This is a genomic window from Stenotrophomonas veracruzanensis (genome assembly GCF_032911525.1).
Lineage (GTDB): Bacteria > Pseudomonadota > Gammaproteobacteria > Xanthomonadales > Xanthomonadaceae > Stenotrophomonas > Stenotrophomonas africana.
On sequence record NZ_JAWJTI010000005.1, the window covers coordinates 69,493 to 92,287 of the forward strand.

General features: G+C 66.8%; 20 protein-coding genes. 11 read left to right on the forward strand and 9 right to left on the reverse strand.

The genetic code is table 11. From position 1 onward, the window contains the following. The first annotated feature begins 120 nt into the window (after positions 1-120). The 3 genes from R1H25_RS06095 to R1H25_RS06105 all read left to right on the forward strand — a co-directional run bounded on the left by R1H25_RS06095 (position 121) and on the right by R1H25_RS06105 (position 3,899). Positions 121-2,583 carry a prolyl oligopeptidase family serine peptidase gene (locus R1H25_RS06095; protein ID WP_317223044.1) on the forward strand — a complete coding sequence of 821 codons (2,463 nt, stop codon included), beginning with the start codon at positions 121-123 and terminating at the stop codon, positions 2,581-2,583. A 121-nt stretch (positions 2,584-2,704) separates the two neighbouring features. Continuing rightward, positions 2,705-3,460, forward strand: coding sequence for a hypothetical protein (locus R1H25_RS06100; protein WP_317223045.1), 756 nt, complete (start codon positions 2,705-2,707; stop codon positions 3,458-3,460). A gap of 118 nt (positions 3,461-3,578) precedes the next feature. Next, entirely contained in the window at positions 3,579-3,899 is a 321-nt protein-coding gene (locus R1H25_RS06105; RefSeq protein WP_049445591.1) for a hypothetical protein, read from the forward strand. A gap of 13 nt (positions 3,900-3,912) precedes the next feature. Here R1H25_RS06105 and R1H25_RS06110 read toward each other — a convergent pair whose 3' ends face one another. Next, a complete protein-coding gene (locus tag R1H25_RS06110; RefSeq protein WP_317223046.1) occupies positions 3,913-4,896 on the reverse strand; it encodes a hypothetical protein in 984 nt (327 codons plus the stop codon). A 138-nt stretch (positions 4,897-5,034) separates the two neighbouring features. Here R1H25_RS06110 and R1H25_RS06115 point away from each other — a divergent pair, with 138 nt between their 5' ends. Then, positions 5,035-6,000 (forward strand): DUF2268 domain-containing putative Zn-dependent protease, encoded by a 966-nt coding sequence (locus R1H25_RS06115; protein WP_317223047.1) that lies wholly within the window; start codon positions 5,035-5,037, stop codon positions 5,998-6,000. A 49-nt stretch (positions 6,001-6,049) separates the two neighbouring features. Beyond that, positions 6,050-6,838: an SGNH/GDSL hydrolase family protein gene (locus R1H25_RS06120; protein WP_317223048.1), complete on the forward strand. Its 789-nt coding sequence runs from the start codon at positions 6,050-6,052 to the stop codon at positions 6,836-6,838. Here the strand turns inward: R1H25_RS06120 and R1H25_RS06125 are convergent. Beyond that, positions 6,813-7,697, reverse strand: coding sequence for a LysR family transcriptional regulator (locus R1H25_RS06125; RefSeq protein ID WP_317223049.1), 885 nt, complete (start codon positions 7,695-7,697; stop codon positions 6,813-6,815). The two genes, R1H25_RS06120 and R1H25_RS06125, sit on opposite strands and share 26 nt — an antisense overlap. A 103-nt stretch (positions 7,698-7,800) precedes the next feature. Here R1H25_RS06125 and R1H25_RS06130 point away from each other — a divergent pair, with 103 nt between their 5' ends. Next, the gene (locus tag R1H25_RS06130; protein ID WP_317223050.1) at positions 7,801-8,934 is read left to right on the forward strand and encodes an agmatine deiminase family protein; all 1,134 of its coding nucleotides are present in this window, start codon (positions 7,801-7,803) and stop codon (positions 8,932-8,934) included. A 6-nt stretch (positions 8,935-8,940) separates the two neighbouring features. On the opposite strand, the gene R1H25_RS06135 is transcribed toward R1H25_RS06130, so the two are convergent. Continuing rightward, positions 8,941-9,486 (reverse strand): thioesterase family protein, encoded by a 546-nt coding sequence (locus R1H25_RS06135; protein ID WP_317223051.1) that lies wholly within the window; start codon positions 9,484-9,486, stop codon positions 8,941-8,943. 69 nt (positions 9,487-9,555) lie between these two features. Between R1H25_RS06135 and R1H25_RS06140 the strand changes: the two genes are divergently transcribed. The 3 genes from R1H25_RS06140 to R1H25_RS06150 all read left to right on the forward strand — a co-directional run bounded on the left by R1H25_RS06140 (position 9,556) and on the right by R1H25_RS06150 (position 11,340). Then, a complete protein-coding gene (locus R1H25_RS06140; protein WP_317223052.1) occupies positions 9,556-10,131 on the forward strand; it encodes a TetR/AcrR family transcriptional regulator in 576 nt (191 codons plus the stop codon). Between the two features lie 52 nt (positions 10,132-10,183). Further along, a complete protein-coding gene (locus tag R1H25_RS06145) occupies positions 10,184-10,567 on the forward strand; it encodes a nuclear transport factor 2 family protein (RefSeq protein WP_317223053.1) in 384 nt (127 codons plus the stop codon). A 254-nt stretch (positions 10,568-10,821) separates the two neighbouring features. After that, a complete protein-coding gene (locus R1H25_RS06150) occupies positions 10,822-11,340 on the forward strand; it encodes a hypothetical protein (protein ID WP_049445690.1) in 519 nt (172 codons plus the stop codon). Positions 11,341-11,385: 45 nt separating this feature from the next. Here R1H25_RS06150 and R1H25_RS06155 read toward each other — a convergent pair whose 3' ends face one another. The 6 genes from R1H25_RS06155 to hutI all read right to left on the reverse strand — a co-directional run bounded on the left by R1H25_RS06155 (position 11,386) and on the right by hutI (position 20,593). Further along, a complete protein-coding gene (locus tag R1H25_RS06155) occupies positions 11,386-13,497 on the reverse strand; it encodes a TonB-dependent receptor domain-containing protein (protein WP_317223054.1) in 2,112 nt (703 codons plus the stop codon). 194 nt (positions 13,498-13,691) lie between these two features. Next, the gene (locus R1H25_RS06160; protein WP_317223055.1) at positions 13,692-15,128 is read right to left on the reverse strand and encodes a serine hydrolase domain-containing protein; all 1,437 of its coding nucleotides are present in this window, start codon (positions 15,126-15,128) and stop codon (positions 13,692-13,694) included. Positions 15,129-15,316: 188 nt separating this feature from the next. Next, positions 15,317-16,984, reverse strand: coding sequence for a urocanate hydratase (gene hutU / locus R1H25_RS06165; RefSeq protein WP_317223056.1), 1,668 nt, complete (start codon positions 16,982-16,984; stop codon positions 15,317-15,319). After that, positions 16,981-17,835 carry an N-formylglutamate deformylase gene (gene hutG, locus R1H25_RS06170; RefSeq protein ID WP_049448567.1) on the reverse strand — a complete coding sequence of 285 codons (855 nt, stop codon included), beginning with the start codon at positions 17,833-17,835 and terminating at the stop codon, positions 16,981-16,983. The genes hutU and hutG overlap by 4 nt, the downstream gene beginning before the upstream one ends. Next, entirely contained in the window at positions 17,832-19,373 is a 1,542-nt protein-coding gene (gene hutH, locus R1H25_RS06175) for a histidine ammonia-lyase (protein ID WP_317223057.1), read from the reverse strand. Before hutH ends, hutG begins: the two co-directional genes overlap by 4 nt. After that, entirely contained in the window at positions 19,370-20,593 is a 1,224-nt protein-coding gene (gene hutI, locus R1H25_RS06180; protein WP_317223058.1) for an imidazolonepropionase, read from the reverse strand. Before hutI ends, hutH begins: the two co-directional genes overlap by 4 nt. Before the next feature lie 67 nt (positions 20,594-20,660). Between hutI and R1H25_RS06185 the strand changes: the two genes are divergently transcribed. Both R1H25_RS06185 and hutC read left to right on the forward strand, forming a co-directional pair. After that, positions 20,661-22,031 (forward strand): formimidoylglutamate deiminase, encoded by a 1,371-nt coding sequence (locus R1H25_RS06185; RefSeq protein ID WP_317223059.1) that lies wholly within the window; start codon positions 20,661-20,663, stop codon positions 22,029-22,031. 28 nt (positions 22,032-22,059) lie between these two features. Continuing rightward, entirely contained in the window at positions 22,060-22,788 is a 729-nt protein-coding gene (gene hutC / locus R1H25_RS06190) for a histidine utilization repressor (RefSeq protein WP_088481130.1), read from the forward strand. Positions 22,789-22,795 lie beyond the last annotated feature (7 nt).

Sequence of the window (22,795 nt, forward strand, 5' to 3'; positions counted from 1 at the left end):
CGTGTCCCACTTTGCCCCATCCGGCCACTAGTCCTTCCGGCCCATTCACGACAACCCCTGCGGTGCTAGATTCGGGTCCATGCCCGATGCCGGGTACCCATTCACACTCAGGGGATAAGGATGCTGATCCGTCGAACCTCTCTGGCGGCGGCTGTTGCCGTTGCCACCGTCGGCCTGCTGGCCGCTGGACCGGCTTTCGCTGATTACGCGAAGCCGCCGGAACACCTGCTCAAGGTGCTGAAGGCGCCGCCGCCGCCGGCGCCGAACGTGGCCCCGGGTGGCCAGCGCTTGCTGCTGACCACCGCGCAGACCTACCCGTCGATCAGCCGCGTTGCCCAGCCGTACCTGAAGCTGGCGGGTGTGCGCCTGGAGCCGAAGAACCGCAGCCGCCATGACACCCCAGGCGGCTACGGCATTCCGGCCTGCGTGGCCGATTTCACCCTGGTCGACATCGGCAGTGGCAAGGAGACCAAGGTCAACCTGCCGCAGGGCTGCGCCACCGGTGCGCTGTGGTCGGCCGATGGCAGCCACTTCGCCTTCCAGAATGCGGTCGATACCAGCGTGCAGCTGTGGGTGGGCGATGCGGCCACCGGCCAGGTGAAGCAGATTCCGAACGTGCAGTTGAATCCGATCTTCGGCAACACCGTGCAGTGGCTGGGCGGCAGCCAGAGCCTGCTGGTGAAGCTGGTGCCAGCCAACCAGGGCCCGGCGCCGTCCAATGGCGGTGTGCCAACCGGCCCGGATGCGCAGGAGTCGTTGGGCAGCAGTGGCGAGAGCAGCACCTACGAAGCCCGCGACACGCTGACCAGCGCGCATGACGAGAAGCTGTTCGCTTATTACGGTGCCTCGCAGCTGGCCGTGGTCGATACTGCCGCCGGCAGCGTGCGTCCGGTTGGGCAGCCGGCGTTGTTCAACGACGTCAGCGCTGCACCCGATGGCGTGCATGTACTGACCGAGTCGATCAAAGCACCGTATTCGCATGCGGTGACCTACCAGCGCTTCGCCAACGACGTGGCCGTGCTGGACATCAGCAATGGCCGTAGCACGCCGATCGCCAGCCTGCCTCTGGCCGACCGCGTGCCGGTGCACGGCGTGCCGGAAGGCCCGCGCGGTTTCGACTGGCGTGCCACTGATCCGGCCACCCTGGTCTATGCCGAAGCGCTGGACAAGGGCGACTGGAAGGTGAGCGTGCCGCATCGTGATCGCGTGCTGATGCTGAAGGCGCCGTTCAACGGCAAGCCGACCGAAATCACCCGCACCGCGCAGCGCTTCGAAGGCTTCGCGTGGACCGCCGATCCAGCCGTGGCGTTCCAGTTCGAGAACGACGAGAACCGCCACTGGATGCAGACCCGCATCGTCGATGTGGACCAGCCGAAGAAGGAAGGCCGCCTGCTGTGGGACATGTCCAGCGACGAGCTGTACGGCAACCCCGGCAACCTGGTCTTCACTCGCCTGCCGAATGGCGCGCAGGTTGTGCGCCAGGACGGCAACCACGTGTTCCTCAGCGGCCGTGGTGCCTCGCCGCAGGGCGATCGTCCGTTCCTGGACCGCCTGGACCTGGGCACGCTGAAGAGCGAGCGCCTGTTCCGCAGCAGCGCCGACGCCTACGAGCAGTTCCTCGGTTTCAGCAGCACGCCGGGCCGCTACCTGACCTGGCACCAGTCGGTGATCGATCCGCCGAATGCCTTCGTCCGCCAGCAGGGTGAGGCGGTGGCTGACGCGAAGACCGGCGAGGCACAGTTCGCCTCCACCACGACCGCGTTGACCAAGCTGGTCGACCCGACCCCGGAAGTGCGCCAGATCAAGAAGCAGCTGGTGACCTACAAGCGTGCCGACGGCGTGGACCTGTCGTTCACCCTGTACACGCCGCCGGGCTACAAGGAAGGCCAGCGTGTGCCGGCGATCCTGTATGCGTACCCGGCCGACTTCGCCAACGCCGCGCAGGCCGGTCAGGTGTCCGGTTCGCAGCAGACCTTCACCCGTCTGCAGCCGTACCGCCTGATGCTGCTGGCCGGCTACGCGATCATCGACAACGCGTCGTTCCCGATCGTGGGCGACCCGAAGAACGCCTATGACACCTACCTGGAGCAACTGGAAGCCGACGCCAAGGCAGCGGTGGACAAGGCGGTGGACATGGGCGTGGTCGACCGCAACCGCATCGGCGTGACCGGTCACAGCCATGGTGGCCTGATGACCGCCAACCTGATCGCGCACACGAAGCTGTTCAAGGCCGGTGTGGCGACCAGCGGTTCTTACAACAAGACCTTTACCCCGTTCGGCTTCCAGAACGAACGCCGCTCGGTGTGGCAGGCGCAGGATGTGTACGTGAAGGCGTCGCCGTTCTTCTATGCCGACAAGATCAAGCTGCCGCTGCTGCTGGTCCACGGCGAGGACGATGCCAACCCGGGCACCGAGCCGTTCCAGTCGCGCAAGCTGTACCAGGCGATCCGCGGTAACGGCGGCACCACCCGCCTGGTGATGCTGCCGAACGAACCGCACTGGTACACCGCGCTGGAGTCCAACGAGCAGCTGGTGGCGGAAATGCTGAACTGGTTCGACACCTACGTGAAGAACGCCAAGTAGCGTCGAGCTTGCTCGACTGCTTTGCACAAGGCCGCCTTCGGGCGGCCTTCCTGCATCCTGCGGAGCCGGGCCATGTTCGGCTGCTGTTCGACAGAGATAGGAAAGTCTCATGAAGGCAAGGATGTTGGCGCTGGCCATGTTGTTGATTTCTCCCGTGGCAATGGCGGTCCAGCCACGGATGAGCGTGCACGTGACGTACGAGTGGTCTGGCTGGGGTTCTGTATCTGAGCGCTGGGTCATCCGGCGCGATGCCTATGGGTTGACCACCCGTGTACAGGTGGTTGACGCGCCCGACGTCCAGCCGCGCTTGCCGGAGCTTCTGCCGATCGGTGCGCTGTCGGCGTTCGAGGCCGCGCTGCAGGCAGCACCGTTGACCAGGGACGTCACGGTGGATCTGATCACTTCGCGGCTGGACCGGCCAGCGATACTGAAGCTGGATCCGGAGCTGCGCAGCATGCCGGCGGCCACATGCTCGTTTGCCCAGCAGCAGGCCTGGGCACGGCAAGCTCTGGCCGGGCAGGGTCTGCAGGAGCGCGTTGCAAAACACTTCAACGGTCTCTGGACCGATGACTACCCCATCATGACCGTGGTCGTATCCCGGCCGGGCCGCCCGGATACCGTCCTGGTCTCCACCTCCCAGTACACGATGATGCTGCCATGGAAGCGCCTGTCGTCGGCGGACTTCGATCAGCAGGATCTGGAAGGTGCTCAGGAAGAGTGGCGTCCGGCGTTGAGCGATGCATTGATGGGGCTGCTACCTGCGGGAGAACCCACACGCGAACGCTTCAAGATCGCTTGGTTTCAGAACAGATTACGCGGCGATCTTGCCTCGGAGGCGCTGCGTTGTGGAACCCAGCGCAATGAAACGGCAGAGTGATCATCCGTGGATGCTCTGCAATCAACTGTGGAGACTCGGTAACGACGTGTTACCGGCACATTCGCACGCCGCGCAAATGATCTAGGCTGGACCCGATCGCTCGTTCCAGGTCGGTGCAATGAAAGCCATTCTCCTTGCTGCAACGTTGTCGTTGGCCCTGGTTTCAACGGCATATGCTCAGTCGTTTCCTGCTGAGCTGACCCGATTGGGCATTGTCGCCGGCATGCCCTATGCCAAGGCCAAGCGCCTGCTGGATGCGGCAGGTTGGCAGGCGAGTCCGGCACAGGGCGCCCCCGAGTCACTTGAGGGCTTTCCGGAAGTTGGATGCCAGAAGGGCGGAAAGCAGTGCGCGACAACCTTCGAGAAGGGCGGGCAGCAGGTCGCGGTGCGGCTGGGCACTACCCTGGCAGGGCAGCCGTTCGTGCAGGGCGCTGACTGAGCGTCTGCTGCACTCACGCCAGCGGTAGGCGATCCTGCGCGTGCGACAGCCGGTCATGCAGATCGCGCACATGCTCGGCCTTGGCATGCACCCGGGAGGTATCACCGAAACTGCGCAGATAGGCGCACGCGGCGAAGCCGGCACTCTTTTTTTCGTACTCGGCAATCCAGGCCAGTCGATCCGGATTGTTGGCCTGTTCGGCTGACCAGGCGGCCACCGGCGGGCGGATGCGATAACGCAGTCCGACGCGCCACGGCTTCGGTGTCAGCCGCGCACGGAAGCAGTGCTGCAGCCGGCACATGCGCGCGTACAGGGTATCGGTGCCGAGTGCCTTGAAGAACGCCTGCAGCTGCTCGTCCTCGGGCGAGAACGTGGCATGCATGGCCAGCACGCGCAGTCCGGCTGGCGTGCGGTAGGCGCGCAGATGCCAGTCGGGATGCTGTTCGCTGAAGGTCGCGATCCGCTGCAGCGCCACACCTTCGGCGCCACCGGCGGCGGCCAGCCGCCGCTTGCGCTGCATCAGCATCGCGGCATTCACCAGCACAACGGCCACCACGCCCAGTACCAGTCCCACCAGCCAGTGCCACAGCAGGGTGCCGACGATGGCACCAGCGAACAGCAGCGCTGCGGCGATGACTGCAGGCATCACGCAGCCAGCCGGCGGCTGCGCATGGTCGATGTCGGCGAACAGCACGTCGGGGCTGTTGAGGCACAGCGCGCCATAGCTGTTGCGGGTAATGACGACGTCGCCGTCGCGCTGCACGATCTGCTCGCGGATCGGCACCCCCTCCACGCCGTAGTTGCTGCGCACTTCGCGGCGCGGCAGCGCCTGTCCGGCGAGGATGGCATTGAGCGCTTCGTTGGCGCGGCGGTCGGCGTGCACCTGCGCCTCGGCAGGGCCCTCGTCGGACCAGCCGAAGCGGCGCACCACCACCGGCCGGCCACGGAAACGGGCCTGCAGGCGGGCTTCGGCCCAGTAGGCGGGAACGATCATCATCGCGGGGTGCTCCATCTTCCGTGGCAGGTGCCGAAGCGAGTCTGGCACAGCGCCGGGGCGCCCGCATCCGCCTGCTGCGGTGGGCCGGGCGGAGTGATAGATTGCGCGCTTCGCATGCACTCCACCAAGGACGGAGCGATGTCCATGATTCTGCGCGGCCTGTTGGCCCTGGCCTGTGCCGGGGCGGCAGGCGTGGCCACGGCAGCGGTTCCGGCCGGGCCACAGATCGTCACCGAGGATGTCAGTCGCTTCTACGCGCTTTACGACAGCGCTGGCGGTAAACCCAGCGTTGCGCAGTTGCGGGGATACATGGCCGAGGGTTCGACGGGCCTGGCCGAGCTGGCGAAGGCACGCCGGGTCACCCCTGAGCGCATTGCCGAGTCCATCGCCAACCAGCCGGAACTGTATGCGCAGGGACGACGCTGCCTGGCCGAACTGCCGGCGGTGAAACAACGCCTGACGCAGGTGTTTTCCAACCTGCAGGCCATCTATCCGCAGGCCGCGTTTCCGCCGGTGACCATCGCGGTCGGCCGTGGCCGTCCGGTCGGGCTGACCTCGAAAAGCGGTGTGATCATCGGCCTGGAAGCGCTGTGCGCAGCCGATTTCATGAATCCCAATGTGCAGGATCGCTTCGTCCACGTGATCGCGCACGAGTACGTGCATATCCAGCAGACCGGCCTGACCGACTTCGAGCCGGGCGACCCGCATGCGACGGTGCTCCGTGTATCGCTGGGCGAGGGCATCGCCGAGTTCATCGCCGAGCTGATCTCCGGCAACGTCGGCAACGGTCGCCACGCGGCCTGGACCCGTGGCCGGGAAGTGCATATCGAAAGTGCCTTCGCACTGGATCTGGACAGCACCGATCTGTCGCCGTGGCTGTACAACTACAAGCCGGGCTCGCAGGAACCTTACGACCTGGGGTACTGGGTGGGTTACCGCATCGCCAAGGCCTATTACCTGCAGGCCAAGGACAAGCGTGATGCGGTGCGTGCGCTGATCCAGCAGGACAACCCGAAGACGATCCTGGCCGCCAGCGGTTGGACGCCGGGCATGTGGATGCCGGCGAAAGTCACGGGTGTGGCGGCGCGTACGGCAGCACGCTGAGCACTGGGCATGGCGTTAGACTGCGGAAGATGATTTCAGGAGTACCCGCATGCGTGGACCTGTTGAGCTTGCCGCTGCAACCGTCGTGACGCTGGGCCTCGCGTTGGCTTCTCCGCTGGCTGCCGCAGAAACTGTCGCAGTCAATCCGCTGCTGCAGACGCCCATCGACCAGCTGCGCCCCGACGAGGTTCGCTTCATGCAGCAGCGACTGGCCGATTGGCCGGAACTGCAGCGTTACCGAGACGCCAATGCGCGACTGCCTGCGGCGGTGCCTGGCCAGCCGCGCGTGGTGTTCTTCGGTGACTCGATCACCGAAGGCTGGGGCAGGGAAGGCAGTGCCGGATTCTTCCCCGGCAAGGGCTGGCTCAACCGTGGCATCAGCGGCCAGACCACGGCGCAGATGCTGGTGCGCTTCCCGCAGGACGTGCTGGCACTGGAGCCACAGGTGGTGGTGATCCTGGCCGGCACCAACGACATCGCCGGCAACACCGGCCCGTCCACGCAGGCGATGATCGAAGACAATCTGCAGGCGATGGTGGACCTGGCCCGTGCACATGGCATCGCCGTGGTGCTGGCATCGGTGCTGCCGGTCAGCGATTACCCGTGGCTGCCGGGCACGGCACCTGCGCCCAAGGTGCGCGCATTGAACTCGGCATTGAAGCGCTATGCCGATGCGCAGCAGCTGGTCTATCTGGACTACTACACGCCGATGGCCAATGCCGCTGGAGGGCTGGATCCGCAGCTGGCCGACGACGGCGTGCATCCAACGGCAAAGGGCTATGCGGTGATGGCGCCGTTGGCCGAAGCGGCGGTCAAGCGCGCGCTGCAGCAGAAGTAGCTCCCGCGGGCAGGCTCGCCAGCAGCCACTCACAGAAGCTGATCACCAGCGGATCGGCTGCGCTGTCTTCATGCACCAGCCAGCTCCAGCGCGGGCCGCGCACGCGTGCCTCATCCAGCGGCTGCAGCAGGCCCTTTTCGCAGGCGCGTGCCGCCAGCAGCTCGCTGACCAGCGCGATGCCCAGGCCCTCGCACGCGGCATCCAGCAGTTGGCCGGGCTCGGAGAAATTCATGCCCTCGCGGCGCTGGCCGACATCGGCGCCACCCTGTACCTGCCACTGGCTCCAGTCCATCTCGCGCTCGCCGTGCAGGGTCAGGCGTTCGTGCACCGGCGTGGCGAGCAGGGCTGGATGGCAGGCCGGAAAGAGGCGATCCTGCAGCAGCACGCGATGCTGGCACTGCGCCTGTGAGTCGAGGTCATCGCGTACCGCCACGTCCAGCGTCTGCGTGGTCATATCCGGTGCCTCCTCGCTGGACAGCAACCACAGGTCGGCGTCGGGATGCAGGCGGTGGAAGCTGGCCAGGCGCGGTACCAGCCAATGCCGGGCAAAGGCTGGACTGGTGTTGACGATCAGTTGATTTGGCTTGCGGTACTGATCGAGCCGGCGGATGCCACTGGCCAGCTGCCGCAGCAGCGACTGGGTGGTTTCCAGCAGGTCGATGCCGGCGTCGGTAAGGGTGACGCTGCGGCCCTGCCGGAAAAACAACGGCTGCTGCAGCGAGGCTTCCAGGCCCCGGATCTGCTGGCTGATGGCCGACTGGGTCAGGTGCAGTTCCTCGGCCGCCCGGTGGAAGCTGCCCAGGCGGGCGGCGGCTTCGAAACCCCGCAGCGCGTTCAGCGGTGGCCAATGCTTGAGCATTTCGGATTAGTAAATCTGTTCAATTGATCGCTGAATCTATCGTTTGTTCTTATGGATCGGCAAGCGCAGCATGGCCTCCATCCCACCGGCCCTGGAGCCCGTCATGAGCAGCCGTCGTCATTTCCTCACCCAACTGGCAGGCGCCGCTGGCCTTGGCGGGCTGGCCGCCCTCGGCCTGGCGGGGCTGCCGGCTCGCGTCTCCGCAGCGGGGCCGGGCGCGGGTGTCTGGCGTATGCCGGACGAGCACGGTCCGCAGGAACGCGTTTTCCTGGCCTTCGCCGCGCAGCCTCGGGTCTGGGGCGCGCAGGCCGATGCGGTGAACACCGCCGTGGCCCGGCTGGCCCGCACCATCGCCCGCCACCAGCCCGTCAGCGTGCTGTGCCGGCCGGCGCAGCGGAAGCAGGCGCAGGACCGCTGCGGCCGCGACAACATCGAGTTCCTCGAAGTACCGCTGGATGACATCTGGGTGCGCGATTACGGCGGCTGCTTCGTCACCGATGGCCAGGGCGGACTGGGCCTGGTCGACTTCAACTTCAATGGCTGGGGCGGCAAGCAGAGCGCGCGCAACGATGGTGCCGTGGCACCGTGGCTGGCGCAGGTGACCGGCGCAACGCTGCTGGAAAGCGATCTGGTGGGCGAGGGCGGTGGCATCGAAGTCGATGGCCATGGCACCGCGATCCTCACCGAAAGCTGCTGGGTGAACCGCAACCGCAATCCAGACGGGTCGCGCGCGGATATCGAGGCCGAGCTGAAGCACCACCTCGGCCTGCGCAAGGTGATCTGGCTGCCCGGCATTGCCGGCGAAGACATCACCGACGCGCATGTGGATTTCTATGCGCGCTTCGTTCGCCCGGGCGTGGTGATCGCCAACCTGGACAACGATTCGGAGTCCTACGACTACGATCTGACCCGCGAGCATCTGGACATTCTGCGCGGGGCCACCGATGCCGATGGCCGCCGCCTGCAGGTGCACACACTGCCGCCGCCACTGGACGGGCGCGACAACGTGCATACCCGCGGCAACGATGATCTGGCGACGGGCTATATCAACTACCTGCCGATCAACGGCGCGGTGGTCGCGCCGCAGTTTGGTGACAACGCAGCCGATGGCTACTGCCGTGAACTGCTGGAAGACCTGTATCCCGGTCGCGTGATCGAACAGGTGGACATCGATGCGATCGCCGGCGGCGGTGGCGGCATCCATTGCGTGACCAAGAACATGCCAAAGGTAGGCTGAGGTGCCTCAGGCATCGTCCTGCTTCAATGCCGCATCGGCGGCCAGCAGCGCCTCGGCGGCCGCACTGAGCGGTGGCGAGGGTGGGGCGACCACGCCGATCGCTTCCATCATCTTCGGCATGCCCAGGAACTGACGTGCGCGACGGTCGTAGATGCCGGTGACCAGCAGCGCACGGGTGGCGATCTTCTGTTCTGACCCGATCAGCACGCGCTGCTCCATGATGCCGCGCGAGCCGACCCAGCCCACCAGGCGCGTTTCCAGGGTGAAGCGCTGGAACGGCTTCAGCTCGCGGCGGAACTGGATGGTGCCGGCGCCGACGATCGGTGCCCACTTCTCGCGCAGCGCCACCCGGCCCAGGCCCATGCGCAGGATCAGGTCCAGCCGGCCCAGATCGAAGATGTTCCAGTAGCGGCCGTTGGTCATGTGCAGGTTGCTGTCCAGGTCGTTGGGCAGCACCCGGAACTGCAGGCGCGAGACCCCGAACGGGGCCTCCAGCTTTGGCCGGAACAGACTGCACAGCAGCAGGTGGAGCAGGCGGAACCAGAGATTCATGATTATGACGACTGTTATAGAATCGCCGGCACGCTAATCTATGACGACTGTCCTGGCAAGGAGCCGGCCGTGAGCCCGCGACCCTCTGATGCGCCTCAACGCGTGATTGATGCTGCGGCACAGATGCTGGCACGCGTGGGCCTCAATGCCACCAGCATCCGTGAGGTGACCAAGCTGGCCGAGGCGCCGCTGGGATCCACTTACCATCACTTTCCCGGCGGCAAGCAGGAGCTGCTGGCGCGCGCCACCTACATGGCTGGCGACAAGGTGGAGGCGCTGCTGGTGGAGCTGTTGAACGGCGGCGCAGTGCAGGGCCTGCAGCAGTTCCTGGCGATGTGGCGCGAGCGCTTGCTGCGCTCCGGGTTCCGTGCCGGCTGCCCGGTGCTGGCTGCTGCCGTGGAGGAACTGGTGGAGGCGGTGCCCAGCCAACCGCGGGCGGCCGCTGCGGAGGTGTTCGTGCGTTGGCAGGGCCATCTGGCCGCAGCGTTCGTCGCCGACGGCCACGACCCGGCCGCCGCGGGCGGGCTGGCCAGTCTGGTGATTGCCAGCGTGGAGGGTGCGGTGGCGATGAGCCGCGCACTGCAGGACATCGCTCCGTTCGACCAGGTGGCCGCGCAGTTGCTGAAGGCCACCGCGCCTCCTTGATCCAGCGGCACGCTCGCGGGAGACTCGGCGCAGGCCCTGACCGGACGCCGCCATGGACGAACCGCACTGCCGCTACCTGATCGAGCACTACCTGCAGGCTTACAACCGCTTCGACATCGACGCCATGCTGGCGGTGCTGGCGCATAACGTGCGTTTCGAGAACCACAGCGGCAGCCAGCTGACGATGGTCACCGAAGGCATCGATGCCTTCGGCGAACTGGCACGGCAATCGGCGCCGTTGTTCCGCGAGCGCGAGCAGCGGTTGCTCGAGCTGACCTTCAAGGATGGCGTGGCGCTGGCCAGCATCGGCTGGCGTGGCGTGTTCGCGCAGGACATTCCCGAGGGTCCCAGCGCGGGCACGGAACTGGCACTGCAGGGACACAGCGAGTTCGCTTTTGAGGATGGTCGCATCGTGCGGATCGTCGACCGCAGCTGATGATCGATGGCCTCGGCCCGGCGTCTGGACAGCGGCCCCGACCGCGGTAGAATCCGCGCAACACCGCCCACGCGTGCCCGGCAAGGATGTCCGCATGCTGTATCAGGTTCTTGAGCTTCCAGGCTCCACGGGCTGTAGCGGCGCATGTGGATGGCCGAGCTCGGTTTTTCGTTCCTGGCCTACCCTGAGCTATGATCCGCGCCAAGGCCAAGGTATGTGGCCGGCTGTCAACCACCACGAATGAGGAAAAGCGCATGGATGTCGCTACACACCGCAACAGGACGTTGTTTCGTTGGATCATGGTGACGCTGCTGGCAGTATTGATGCCGTTTGCAGCGCTGGCACAGCCCGCAGCCGGGCAGGCCGATGGCGCCGAAGCCGCCACTGCCGCGGAAGAGGCACAATGCCGCGCCTGCAGCTATGAGCGTATCGGGCACAAGGTCGATATCGGCCTGGTTGCACTGGTGTCGCTGCTGGTGGTGGGGCTGCTGGTAGCGGTGTCCCGCGAGTGGGGTACCACCTCGCAGCGCTGGACCTGCCGCACGCTGGCCCTGCTGCTGGTGGGCATCGGCCTGGCGTTGCTGTGGTGGGCTGGCAGCGTCGTCTACCTGGGCTACAACCCGTGGCAGGAAATGGCCGCCCCTGTCGATGGCTCGCTCACCTCGACACTGCTCAATACTTCACCGAAGTGGCTGGCGGCGCTGGCGTTGATTGGGTTCGCGCCTTCCATCTGGAAGCGCAGCGAACGCCTGCCGGCCTGGCGTATCGGCTGACCCTGGAACGACGGCGCCGGGCCACACCGGCGCCGCCCGTGGCAATCAGTCAAAGCGCCAGCGCACGCCCGCATAGACGCCACGGCCTTCGCCCGGGGTCGAGCGCGCGACATCCTTGCAGGCGTCGTCGTAGCCCGGCGTGACCGTGGCGGCGTAGTGGCGGTTGCCGATGTTGCGCAGCTCGGCCCAGGCCTGCCAGCGGCCACCGGGTGCGTCGTAGCCTATGCGGCTGCCGAAGATCACATGGCTGTCGGCCCAGTAGCTGTTGGCGTAGTCCACGGCGATGCGCGAGGCGTATTCGGTATTGAGCGCGGCGTACAGGCCGGATGCATGATCGAAGCGCAGCTCGGCCTGGTACGCGTGGCGCGGCAGGCCGGGCAGGCGGTTGCTGCCGAAACGCGCGTCGTGGCGGTAGCGGAAATCGCTGAAGGTGTACGCCTGGCGCAGCGACAAACGGCCCGGTGCAGCCTGCCACAGCGTGCTGTCCAATCCGGCTTCGATGCCGCGGTGCACGGTGGGGCTGGCGTTGTTCTCGGCGATGAACAGGTTCGGCACCGGTTGCAGTTCGACGCTGAGCAGTTCGTGGTTCACGTGCGCGTAGTAGCCGGTCAGTTCCCAGCGACCCAGCGCCGCGTCACCGCGCGCACCCAGTTCCAGCGTGGTGGCTGTCTGGTTCTGCATCGGCACCGGCGCGCGCTGTCGGCCGGTGGACGGGCCATTGCCCGGCCCGAAGTACTGGTTCGAGCCCCAGATCATCGACCACGGATGCGGCGCTTCCACCGACCGGCTGAGGTTGCCGAACCACTGCGTCTGCGCGCTGTGCTGCCAGGTGAAACCCAGTCGCGGCGCGTAGTCCCAGTCATGGTCGCGCAGGCGGCCGCCGCTGCTCGGCCAGGTCACCTGCACCTCGCGGCGGGTGTTGATCAGTGCCAGCCCGGTCTGCATGCGCAGGCGTTCATTGAAGGCGAGGGTATTGCTGACGTGCAGCGTGCTGTCGGTGCCGTGGTGGCGGAAGTCACGCGTGCGCGTGCCGGCAGCGTAGCCGTTGCTGGCAAAGCGCAGCGACTCGCGCACATCGGCGTCCAGATCGTGGGTGAAGCGCAGGCCGACCGTGGTCTCGCTGTCCAGACCGAACAGCCGGTGGTGGCGGCGATAGTCCAGCGTGGCGTTGAGGTTGGCGTAGTCCAGCTGCTGCCGGTACAGGCTCTCGTTCAAGTCCATCGGGTACGTGTGATAGACCAGCCCGGCCTGCAATGAGGAGTCCTCATCGATCTGCAGCGTGGTGACATTGCCCACCCAGGTGCTGCCCGGCTGCGGGCGACGCGCATCGATGGCCAGGTTGGCCGCGTTCGCGGCACGCGGATCGTTGCGGATCTGATCGCGGGTCAGGCGGCCGGGCGTTTCATGATTCGTTTCGCGATAGCGCACGAAGAAACGCGTCTGCAGGTCGGGGGTGATCTGCCAGCCGATGTTGGCCATCGCACCCTTGCCGTCGCCGCGTGCATGACGCTGGTAACCGTCGAATTCGGTATCGGTGTAGGCCAGGAAGTAGTCGACATCACCACTGACGCCGCCCCAGCTGATGCCGTGCTTCTGGTAGCCACGACTGCCGGCTTCGTAGTGCAGCTGCACGCCCGCCGAATCACGACCGCTGCGGCTGACGTAGTCGATGGCACCGCCCAGCGCCAGCGCGCCGCGCTCGAAGCCGTTGGCGCCGCGCAGCACTTCGACGCGCGACAGCCACAGCGGTTCCAGCAGCTCGTAGGGTGTGCCACCCGGGCCGGTCAGTGGCAGACCGTCGATCGACACAGCGATGCCCGAGGCGTGCGCGCCCGGACCGCGGTTGATGCCCGAGCCACGGATCGAGATCTTGGTGCCTTCGTTGCCCGGAGACTGCGCGCTGATGCCCGGCTGGTAGGCCAGCACATCGGCACTGCTGGACAGTCGGCTGTCGGCCTTGGCCACGTCGATGACGTTGCTGGCGCCGGGCAGCCGCTTCAACGCCTCGCGCGCCTGAGCGCTGGCATCGGTGGCAGCGGTGACCTGCACGGCATCCAGCGTGGTGGCCTGCGGGGCCGCAGCGGCGGTGGAAGCTAGGCCGAGGGAAACGGCCAGGAACAACAGTGATCGGGTGGGACGGTACGACGAGAGCGACATGCGGGAATGCTGTAAACCACAAAAGTGGCGCGAAAGTTAACAGGTCGGTGGCCCCCACGTCACCCTCCACCTGCGTATGGCAACCTGTGGTGGCCCTGTAGAGCCGAGCCCACGCTCGGCCATCGCGCGCAGCGCGGGTTCTCTGCGATCGCCACGAAAAGCAGCCGAGCATGGGCTCGGCTCTACAGCAGGGTTTATGGCGAGGGCTTCGCCAGCGCCTTGGCCTTCGCATACAGCCGATCAGCCGCTTCCTTCTCACCCAGCGCGGCATGGCACTCGGCCAGGCTGTCCCACGCGTTGGCCGAATCCGGATACAGCTCGGCGTTGAGCGCGAACACCTTCAGTGCCTTGCGTGCACCCAGGCTTTCGCGGATGGCGTAGCCATCGGCATTGATCGCGCGTTCCAGTTCGCCGGTGGGAACGCCATTGCTGTCGCGCAGCCAGCTATGCATCAGCGGTTTCGCATCGGCGCTGTCATCCAGCGCGTAGCCGATCAACCGCTCGGACAGCACAGCGTGCGGAAACTCCTGTGGCGCGGCCACCGCCATCGCGCTCTCCACCAGCGTGCTGGACCAGACATTGCGGGCGCTGCCGTTGGTCAGGTACACGAATACCCAGTAGCCGCTGGCCAGCGTGCCCTTGTAGGCCAATCGCGCACGTACACGGGTGCCACCATCGTGACCGACCTGGGCGTAGCCGTCGCTTCGGGTGGTGTCCCAGCCGGTGGAGAAGAAATTGCTGCCGCCACCGGCCAGTTTCTGCGGCTGCCAGAGTGTTTCCAGGGTCGCCGTGCGCAGCAGCCTGCCAGTCGCCAGCGCCTGCAGGAAACGGTTCATGTCACCCACGGTGGTCTGCAGATCGGCATGGCCCCAACCGTAGTCCGGCCAGGGATCTTCATTGGCCGGCTGCAGCTGGCCGTCCTTGCCGATGTAAGGCACCGCCGCGCGCGTGGCTGGCACGCTGGTAACGCCCCATGAGGTGCTGGTCATCTTCAGCGGCTGCAGGATGCGTTCGCGCGCGATGGCCGGGTAGGGCTTGCGGTAATGCGCTTCCAGCAAGGCGGTCAGCACCAGGTAGTTGGCCTGGGTGTACTGCACGCGGCTGCCGGTGGCGAACTGCATCGGTGTCGCGCCGGCCACCTTCAGTGCAGCGCCAAGGTCAGGCGCTACACCGAGGTAGCCCTTGCTCACCCAGCGGTTGTTCACGCGGTCGTAGTACTCACCGATACCTGAGCTGTGGTTGAGGAAATCGCGCACGTGGATCGCCTGCCATGCTGTGGGCAGGTCCGGCACATAGCGGCTGGCTGGTGCATCCAGATCTACTTTGCCCTGATCCACCAATTGCATCACCAGCGTGCTGGTCAGCAGCTTGGCCATCGACTGCGCGGCGAAGATGGTATCGACGGTGACCGGTGCATGGGTAGCGGGATCACGTTCACCGCTGGCGCCCTGATAGAGCACCTGGCCGTTGTGTGCGACCAGTACCGCCTGGCCGGCGATGCCGTAACGTTCACGGTTGGTCTGCAGCTGGGTGTCGAGCTGGGTAGAGAGAGCGGCGGGGACGTCACGCGCCGAAGCGGGCGGAATCACCAATAGCGTGCAGAGCAATGCGTCAGCGAACGTGCGGTACATCGCGGTGATCCATCAGCGGTGATGGCGCATGTTGGTCAGCGTCGGACACTGGGTCAAGCATGCAGAGCCGAGCCCATGCTCGGCTGCCTTCCGGTCAGGCGTCGTGACCCCGGAAGCATTGAGCCGAGCATGGCTCGGCTCTAGAGGTGCCTTGCGGTAGTGGGGGGGGGGGGCCGCCACCCCTGCGATCAGCCCAGAATCCCCGGCAGATCCAGCCCCTTCTCCTTCGCACACTCCACCGCGATCTCATACCCCGCATCAGCATGGCGCATCACGCCGGTGGCCGGGTCGTTCCACAGAACGCGGCCAATCCGCTTGGCCGCTGCCTCGGTGCCGTCGCAGACGATCACCATGCCGGCGTGCTGCGAGAAGCCCATGCCGACGCCACCACCGTGATGCAGCGACACCCAGGTCGCGCCGCTGGCGGTGTTGAGCAGGGCGTTCAGCAGCGGCCAGTCGGACACCGCATCGGAGCCGTCGGCCATCGCTTCGGTTTCGCGGTTCGGCGAAGCGACGCTGCCGCTGTCCAGGTGGTCGCGACCGATCACCACCGGCGCCTTCAGTTCGCCGTTGGCGACCATCTCGTTGAAGGCCAGACCCAGACGATCGCGGTCGCCCAGGCCGACCCAGCAGATGCGCGCCGGCAGGCCCTGGAACTTGATCTTCTCGGCGGCCATGTCCAGCCAGCGGTGCAGGTGCGGGTTGTCCGGAATCAGTTCCTTCACCTTGGCATCGGTCTTGGCGATGTCTTCCGGATCGCCGCTCAGCGCGGCCCAGCGGAACGGGCCGATGCCGCGGCAGAACAACGGGCGGATGTAGGCCGGCACGAAACCGGGGAAGTCGAAGGCATTGGCCACGCCTTCCTCCAGCGCCATCTGCCGCAGGTTGTTGCCGTAGTCCACGGTCGGCACGCCCAGTGCGTGGAAGCCGAGCATGGCGCGGATGTGGTTGGCCATCGACGCGCGCGCGGCCTTCTCCACTTCCTTGGGGGCGGAAACGCGCTTCTCATCCCACTGCTCGACGGTCCAGCCCTGCGGCAGGTAGCCGTTCACCGGGTCGTGCGCGGACGTCTGGTCGGTCAGCAGGTCCGGCTTGATGCCGCGCGCCAGCAACTCAGCCAGCACATCGGCGACGTTGCCGAGCAGGCCCACCGACGTCGGTGTACCGGCCTTGCACGACTCGTCGATCAGGTGCAGCGCTTCGTCCAGATTGTCGGTCCAGGTATCCAGGTAACCGGTGCGCAGGCGCATGTCGATGCTGCTCTTGCGGCACTCGACGGCCAGGCAGGAGGCGCCGGCCATCACGGCAGCCAGCGGCTGTGCGCCGCCCATGCCGCCCAGACCGCCGGTGAACAGCCACTTGCCGGTCAGGTTGCCACCGAAGTGCTGGCGGCCCATTTCCACGAAGGTCTCGTAGGTGCCCTGCACGATGCCCTGCGCGCCAATGTAGATCCAGCTGCCGGCGGTCATCTGGCCGTACATGGCCAGGCCCTTCTTATCCAGCTCGTTGAAGTGGTCCCAGTTGGCCCAGCGCGGCACCAGGTTGGAATTGGCGATCAGCACGCGCGGCGCATCGGCGTGGGTGCGGAACACGCCCACCGGCTTGCCCGACTGCACCAGCAGGGTCTGGTCATCGTCCAGGCGCTTGAGCGTTTCGACGATGGCATCGAAGCTTTCCCAGTCGCGTGCGGCGCGGCCGATGCCGCCGTACACCACCAGTTCCTGCGGGCGTTCGGCCACGTCCGGGTGCAGGTTGTTCATCAGCATGCGCAACGGCGCTTCAGTCAGCCAGCTCTTGGCGTTGAGCGTGGTGCCGGTCGGCGCGGCGATGGTGCGGGACGGGTCGTTGCGGGTCATGCGGCGCTCCGGTTCGTAGCGAATTCAAGGCAGGCGTTGAGCACCTGCGCCAAGGTATGGCGCAGCGGTGCGGCGTGGTCGGGGTCGAGCGGGGTGGGCCAGCTGTGTTCGTCCACCTGGTCCGGCAGGGGTTCGTGCATGTAGCCACGGCAGGCCAGCTCCATCTGCAGGCTGTGCACGCCGCCGGCGATGTTGCTGTAGTGGCGGGTGATCCAGCCGCCCTTGAAGCGGCCATTGCGCACCTGGCTCATGCCACTGATCCTGAGCAGGTTTTCAACCACATCGCTCAGGGCGTTGTCGCAGGACGTGTCCGGCGCACCCGAAGGACCGGCGGTGCCCAGGTTGAACTGCGGCAGTTCGCCGTCGAACAAGTGCGGAATATGCGAGCGGATCGAGTGCGCGTCGTACACCACCACGGTGCCGTGGCGTGCACGCAGGCGCGTGATCTGCGAAGCCAGCGCATCGTGGTAAGGCAGGAAATACGTGTCGCGGCGACGTGCGATTTCCGCGTCATCCGGTTCGCGCCCGGCGTGGTACAGCGGCTGGTTGTCGAAGGTGGTCAGTGGGCACAGGCCGGTGGTGTTCTGGCCCGGATACAGCGATACGCCGCTGGGATCGCGGTTGAGGTCGATCACCGAACGTGAGATCGCCGAGCGCACCGTGGTGGCGCCCATGCCGCGCACGAAGTCGTACAGCTCGTGCACCCACCAGTCAGCATCGCGACGGGCCAGCCACGGCGAGTGGTAGTCGCCGATCAGGTCGTGCGGCAGTTCGCTGCCGGTATGCGGGAAGCTGACGATCAACGGGGCGTCGCCCTCGTGCACCGTCAACCATTCGGGATGGGCATTCATGCCTGCGGTTCCACGGTCGGCAGCAGCTCTCCCAGGCCCTGCGCCAGTGCACCGCTGCGCACAAGATTCGTGGCGGTCACCATGTCCGGGTGGAAGTAGCGGTCTTCTTCCAGCGTCGGCACCTGCGCGCGCAGGGTGGCGCGCACGGATTCCAGCGCGGCACTGGAGCGCAGCGGCGCATGGAAGTCGCAGCCCTGCGCAGCGGCCAGCAGCTCGATGCCGATCACGTTGGCGGCGTTCTCGGCCATCTGCATCAGGCGCCGCGCGCCGTGCGCGGCCATCGACACGTGGTCTTCCTGGTTGGCCGAGGTCGGGATCGAATCAACACTGGCCGGGTAGGCACGCTGCTTGTTTTCCGAAACCAGCGCAGCCGCGGTCACCTGTGGAATCATGAAGCCGGAATTCAGGCCCGGACGCGGGGTCAGGAACGCCGGCAGGCCGGACAGGGCCGGGTCGACCAGCATCGCCAGGCGGCGCTCGCTGATCGAACCGATCTCGCACACCGCCATGGCCAGCATGTCGGCGGCGAATGCGACCGGCTCGGCGTGGAAGTTGCCACCGGACAGCGCCTCGCCGGTATCGGTGAACACCAGCGGATTGTCGGACACGCCGTTGGCTTCGATTTCCAGTGTGGTCGCGGCCTGGCGCAGGATGTCCAGCGCCGCGCCCATCACCTGCGGCTGGCAGCGCAGGCAGTACGGATCCTGCACGCGCACGTCGTTGTCGCGATGCGACTCGCGGATGTCCGAACCCTGCATCAGCGTGCGCAGGGTGGCGGCGGTGGCGATCTGCCCGCGCTGGCCGCGGATCGCGTGGATGCGCGGGTCGAACGGCGTGTCCGAGCCCTTGGCTGCTTCCACCGACAGCGCGCCGGTCACCAGTGCGGCCTGGAACACGGTCTCGATCTCGAACAGGCCGGCCAGTGCATAGGCGGTGGAGAACTGGGTGCCGTTGAGCAGCGCCAGGCCTTCCTTCGCGCCCAGTTCGATCGGCTGCAGGCCGGCACGTGCCAGTGCGTCGGTTGCGGGCAGGCGCTCGCCGCCGATGAAGGCTTCGCCCACGCCCAGCATCACGCTGGCCAGGTGCGAAAGCGGGGCCAGGTCACCCGAGGCACCCACCGAGCCCTGCGCGGGCACCACCGGCAGCACGCCCTTGACCAGCATCGCTTCGAGCAGCAGCAGGGTTTCCTCGCGGATGCCCGACGCACCCTGCGCCAGGCTGACCAGCTTCAGCGCCATCATCAGGCGCACCACGCTGGCCGGCATCGGCTCGCCCACGCCGGCGGCATGCGAAAGCACGATGTTCCGCTGCAGGGTAGCCAGATCTTCGCGCTCGATGCGCACGCTGGCCAGCTTGCCGAAGCCGGTGTTGATGCCATACACCGGCGCGCCCTTGGCGACGATCGCGGCGACTGCAGCAGCACTGGCGCGCACTACCGGCAGCGCGCCCGGGTCCAGTGCAAGTGGCGCACCGCGATAGACCTGCCGCCACTGGGCAAGAGTGACATGGCCGGGGCGAAGAACCAGGGTGTTGCTCATGTGTTGCTCCAGGAGGCAGGCAGGTCGGGCTGTCCGCGCACCACGCGCGCGTGCAGCGGGTTGAATCCCATGCGATAGACCAGGTCGGCGGGCGCGTCGATGTCCCAGATCGCGAGGTCGCAGTCCAGGCCCACGGCCAGTCGCCCGATGTGCTCGCCATGGCCCAGCGCGCGCGCCGCTTCACGGGTGAAGCCGGCGATGCACTCGTCCACGGTCAGGCGGAACAGCGTCGCGCCCATGTTCATCGCCAGCAGCGGGCTGGTCAGTGGCGAGGTGCCCGGGTTGCTGTCGGTGGCCAGCGCCAGTGGCACGCCGGCCGCACGCAGCGCGGCGATCGGCGGCAGGGTGGTATCGCGGGTGAAGTAGAAGGCGCCGGGCAGCAGCACGGCGACGGTGCCGGCTGCCGCCATCGCGGCGATGCCGGCATCATCCAGATGTTCGATATGGTCGGCCGAGAGTGCATCGAAGCTGGCGGCCAGTTCGGCGCCATGCTGGTTGCTCAGCTGCTCGGCATGGATCTTCACCGCCAACCCGTTGGCGCGCGCCGCTTCGAAGACCTGCCGCGCCTGCGCCGGCGAGAAGGCGATGTTCTCGCAGAACACATCCACCGCTTCGGCCAGGCCTTCGGCGGCGATGGCCGGGATCATCACATTGCACACCTCGTCGGTGTACTCCTGTGCTTCGCGGCCCGGCGGAATCGCGTGCGCGCCGAGGAAGGTGGTCACCACGTTGACCCGGCATTCCTCGCCCAGCGCGCGCGCCACCTGCAGCTGCTTGCGTTCGTCTGGCAGGGTCAGGCCGTAGCCGGACTTGATCTCGATCGTGGTCACGCCTTCGGCACGCATCGCCAGCAGGCGCGGCCGGCTTTCACGGGCCAGCTGTTCCGGGGTGGCAGCACGGGTGGCGCGTACGGTGGAGACGATGCCACCGCCGGCACGGGCGATGTCGGCATAGCTGACGCCCTGCAGGCGCTGCTCGAACTCGTTGGCGCGGTTGCCGGCGTAGACCAGATGGGTGTGGCAGTCGATCAGGCCGGGCGAAATCCAGCGGCCTTCGCCATCGATGCGGGTGGTTGGCTGCAGCTGGGCATCGCTGCCGGCTGGACCGACATGGACGATGCGGCCGTCAGCGCAGGCCAGTACGCCATCGCGGATGACACCCAGCCCTTCGCCATCGAGGGTGATCAGGTGAACGTTGGACCAGAGGGTATCGACGTGCATGGCATCCACAACGCGGCTGTGCTTATATGTCTATACAATATAGGTGTCCATTTCGGGTTGTCCAGCCATGTCCGATTCGCGTTCCCCGCACTGTTTCCATGCCGCCCACGCCCTGCTGGCCGACGGCTGGGCCCGCGATGTCCGCCTGCAGGTGCAGAACGGCCGCATCACGGCGATCCAGACGGGGCAGGGCGCCCAGCACGGCGACACCCGCGTCGGCATCCTGGTGCCGGGCCTGCCCAACCTGCACAGCCACGCCTTCCAGCACGGCATGGCCGGCCTGACCGAGATCGGCGGCGGCGACGGCGACAGTTTCTGGAGCTGGCGTGAGCTGATGTACCGCTTCCTGGCCCATCTGCGCCCGGACGCGGTGCAGGCCATCGCCGCCCAGGCCTACATGGAAATGCTGGAAAGCGGCTTCACCCGCGTCGGCGAATTCCACTACCTGCACCACGACGCCGATGGCCATGCCTATGCCAACCGCGCCGAAATGAGTGCGAGGATCGCGGCGGCGGCCGACCAGACCGGTATCGGCCTGACCCTGCTGCCAGTGTTCTATGCACATGCCGATTTCGGCGGCGCGCCGCCGAATCCGGCGCAGCGACGCCTGATCCACGACGTGGACGGTTTCGCGCAGTTGCTGGACGCCGCCAAGCCGGCACTGGCCGCGCTGCCCGACGCGGTACTCGGCATTGCCCCGCACAGCCTGCGTGCAGTCACCGGCGAGGAATTGAGTGCATTGCTGCCGCTGACCGACGGCCCGGTGCATATCCATATCGCCGAGCAGGTGCGCGAAGTCGAGGCTTGCCTGGCCTGGAGCGGCCAGCGTCCGGTGCAGTGGCTGTACGACCATGCACCGGTCGATGCGCGCTGGTGCCTGGTGCATGCCACCCACATCACCGACGACGAGCGCGCGGCCATTGTGGCCAGCCGGGCGGTGGCCGGCCTGTGCCCGATCACCGAAGCCAACCTGGGTGACGGTCTGTTCCCGATGCAGGCGTTTGCGCGCGAGGGTGGGCGCTTCGGTGTCGGCTCCGATTCCAATGTGCTGATCGATGCCGCCGAAGAACTGCGCCTGCTCGAATATGGCCAGCGCCTGGCCCTGCGCGGTCGCAACGTGCTGGCGCCGGATGCCACCCGCAGCACCGGTCGCTTCCTGTTTGAAGGCGCACTGCACGGGGGCGCACAGGCCCTGGGCGTGGCCGCCGGCCTGCAGGTGGGGGCCAGTGCCGACCTGGTCGAGCTGGATGCTGAGCACCCCGCGTTGCAGGCGCGGCAGGATGACGCATGGCTTGACAGCTGGGTGTTCGCCGCACGTAATGGCGCGCTGCGATCGGTCTGGCGCCATGGCCGCCAATGCGTGGCCGAGGGCCGCCACCTGCAACGCGAGGCGATCACCACCGCCTTCGCCGGTGCGCTGAAGGGCGTGCTGGGCTGATCGCCTCCCGCCACGGAGACCCCATTACGTGAAGGCCAGCAAGTCCGCCACGCTCAACCAGCGTATCCGCAGCGATCTGGAAAGCCGCATCCTCAGCGGAGAATGGGCGCCGGGCTTTCGTATTCCGTACGAACACGAGCTGATGGAGCAGTACGGCTGCTCGCGGATGACGGTGAACAAGGTGCTGACCGCACTGGCCGAGAGCGGCATGATCGAGCGTCGCCGCCGCGCAGGTTCGTTCGTGGCGCGGCAGCCGCCGCACCTGGAGCAGGTGGCGCTGGAGATTCCCGATATCGCGATGGAGGTCGGCTCGCGCGGCCATCAGTACGCCTATCGTCTGCTGCAGCGCGAGCTGCGCCTTGCCGATGCCGGCAATGCCGGCGAAGTCGAGCTGGCCGGCCAGGAAAACCTGCTGGCGATGCGCTGCCTGCATCTGGCCGATGGTCGCCCGCTGGCGTTGGAGCATCGCCTGATCAGCCCGGTGGGCGTGCCCGAGGTGCTGGACGTTGATTTCAGCACCACCGCGCCGGGTAGCTGGTTGCTGCAGAACGTATCGTGGACCCGTGCCCAGCACCGCATCAGTGCCTGGGGCGCGGATCCTGCCACCGCCAAGCTGCTGGACGTGAAGCCCGGCACCGCCTGCCTGGTGATCGAGCGCCTGACCTGGCGCGGTGAGCAGCCGATCACCCGCGTGCGTCAGGTCTTTCTCGGTGATGCGTGGGACCTGGTGGCGCGCTTCGCGCCGGGCGCGCGATAGGGATTCC

Bases quoted from the DNA above. Each gene is read 5' to 3' on its own strand.
- R1H25_RS06095 (WP_317223044.1), top strand. From the start codon at position 121: ATGCTGATCCGTCGAACCTCTCTGGCGGCGGCTGTTGCCGTTGCCACC.
- R1H25_RS06100 (WP_317223045.1), top strand. From the start codon at position 2,705: ATGTTGGCGCTGGCCATGTTGTTGATTTCTCCCGTGGCAATGGCGGTC.
- R1H25_RS06105 (WP_049445591.1), top strand. From the start codon at position 3,579: ATGAAAGCCATTCTCCTTGCTGCAACGTTGTCGTTGGCCCTGGTTTCA.
- R1H25_RS06110 (WP_317223046.1), bottom strand. From the start codon at position 4,896: ATGATGATCGTTCCCGCCTACTGGGCCGAAGCCCGCCTGCAGGCCCGT.
- R1H25_RS06115 (WP_317223047.1), top strand. From the start codon at position 5,035: ATGTCCATGATTCTGCGCGGCCTGTTGGCCCTGGCCTGTGCCGGGGCG.
- R1H25_RS06120 (WP_317223048.1), top strand. From the start codon at position 6,050: ATGCGTGGACCTGTTGAGCTTGCCGCTGCAACCGTCGTGACGCTGGGC.
- R1H25_RS06125 (WP_317223049.1), bottom strand. From the start codon at position 7,697: ATGCTCAAGCATTGGCCACCGCTGAACGCGCTGCGGGGTTTCGAAGCC.
- R1H25_RS06130 (WP_317223050.1), top strand. From the start codon at position 7,801: ATGAGCAGCCGTCGTCATTTCCTCACCCAACTGGCAGGCGCCGCTGGC.
- R1H25_RS06135 (WP_317223051.1), bottom strand. From the start codon at position 9,486: ATGAATCTCTGGTTCCGCCTGCTCCACCTGCTGCTGTGCAGTCTGTTC.
- R1H25_RS06145 (WP_317223053.1), top strand. From the start codon at position 10,184: ATGGACGAACCGCACTGCCGCTACCTGATCGAGCACTACCTGCAGGCT.
- R1H25_RS06150 (WP_049445690.1), top strand. From the start codon at position 10,822: ATGGATGTCGCTACACACCGCAACAGGACGTTGTTTCGTTGGATCATG.
- R1H25_RS06155 (WP_317223054.1), bottom strand. From the start codon at position 13,497: ATGTCGCTCTCGTCGTACCGTCCCACCCGATCACTGTTGTTCCTGGCC.
- R1H25_RS06160 (WP_317223055.1), bottom strand. From the start codon at position 15,128: ATGTACCGCACGTTCGCTGACGCATTGCTCTGCACGCTATTGGTGATT.
- hutU (WP_317223056.1), bottom strand. From the start codon at position 16,984: ATGACCCGCAACGACCCGTCCCGCACCATCGCCGCGCCGACCGGCACC.
- hutG (WP_049448567.1), bottom strand. From the start codon at position 17,835: ATGAATGCCCATCCCGAATGGTTGACGGTGCACGAGGGCGACGCCCCG.
- hutH (WP_317223057.1), bottom strand. From the start codon at position 19,373: ATGAGCAACACCCTGGTTCTTCGCCCCGGCCATGTCACTCTTGCCCAG.
- hutI (WP_317223058.1), bottom strand. From the start codon at position 20,593: ATGCACGTCGATACCCTCTGGTCCAACGTTCACCTGATCACCCTCGAT.
- R1H25_RS06185 (WP_317223059.1), top strand. From the start codon at position 20,661: ATGTCCGATTCGCGTTCCCCGCACTGTTTCCATGCCGCCCACGCCCTG.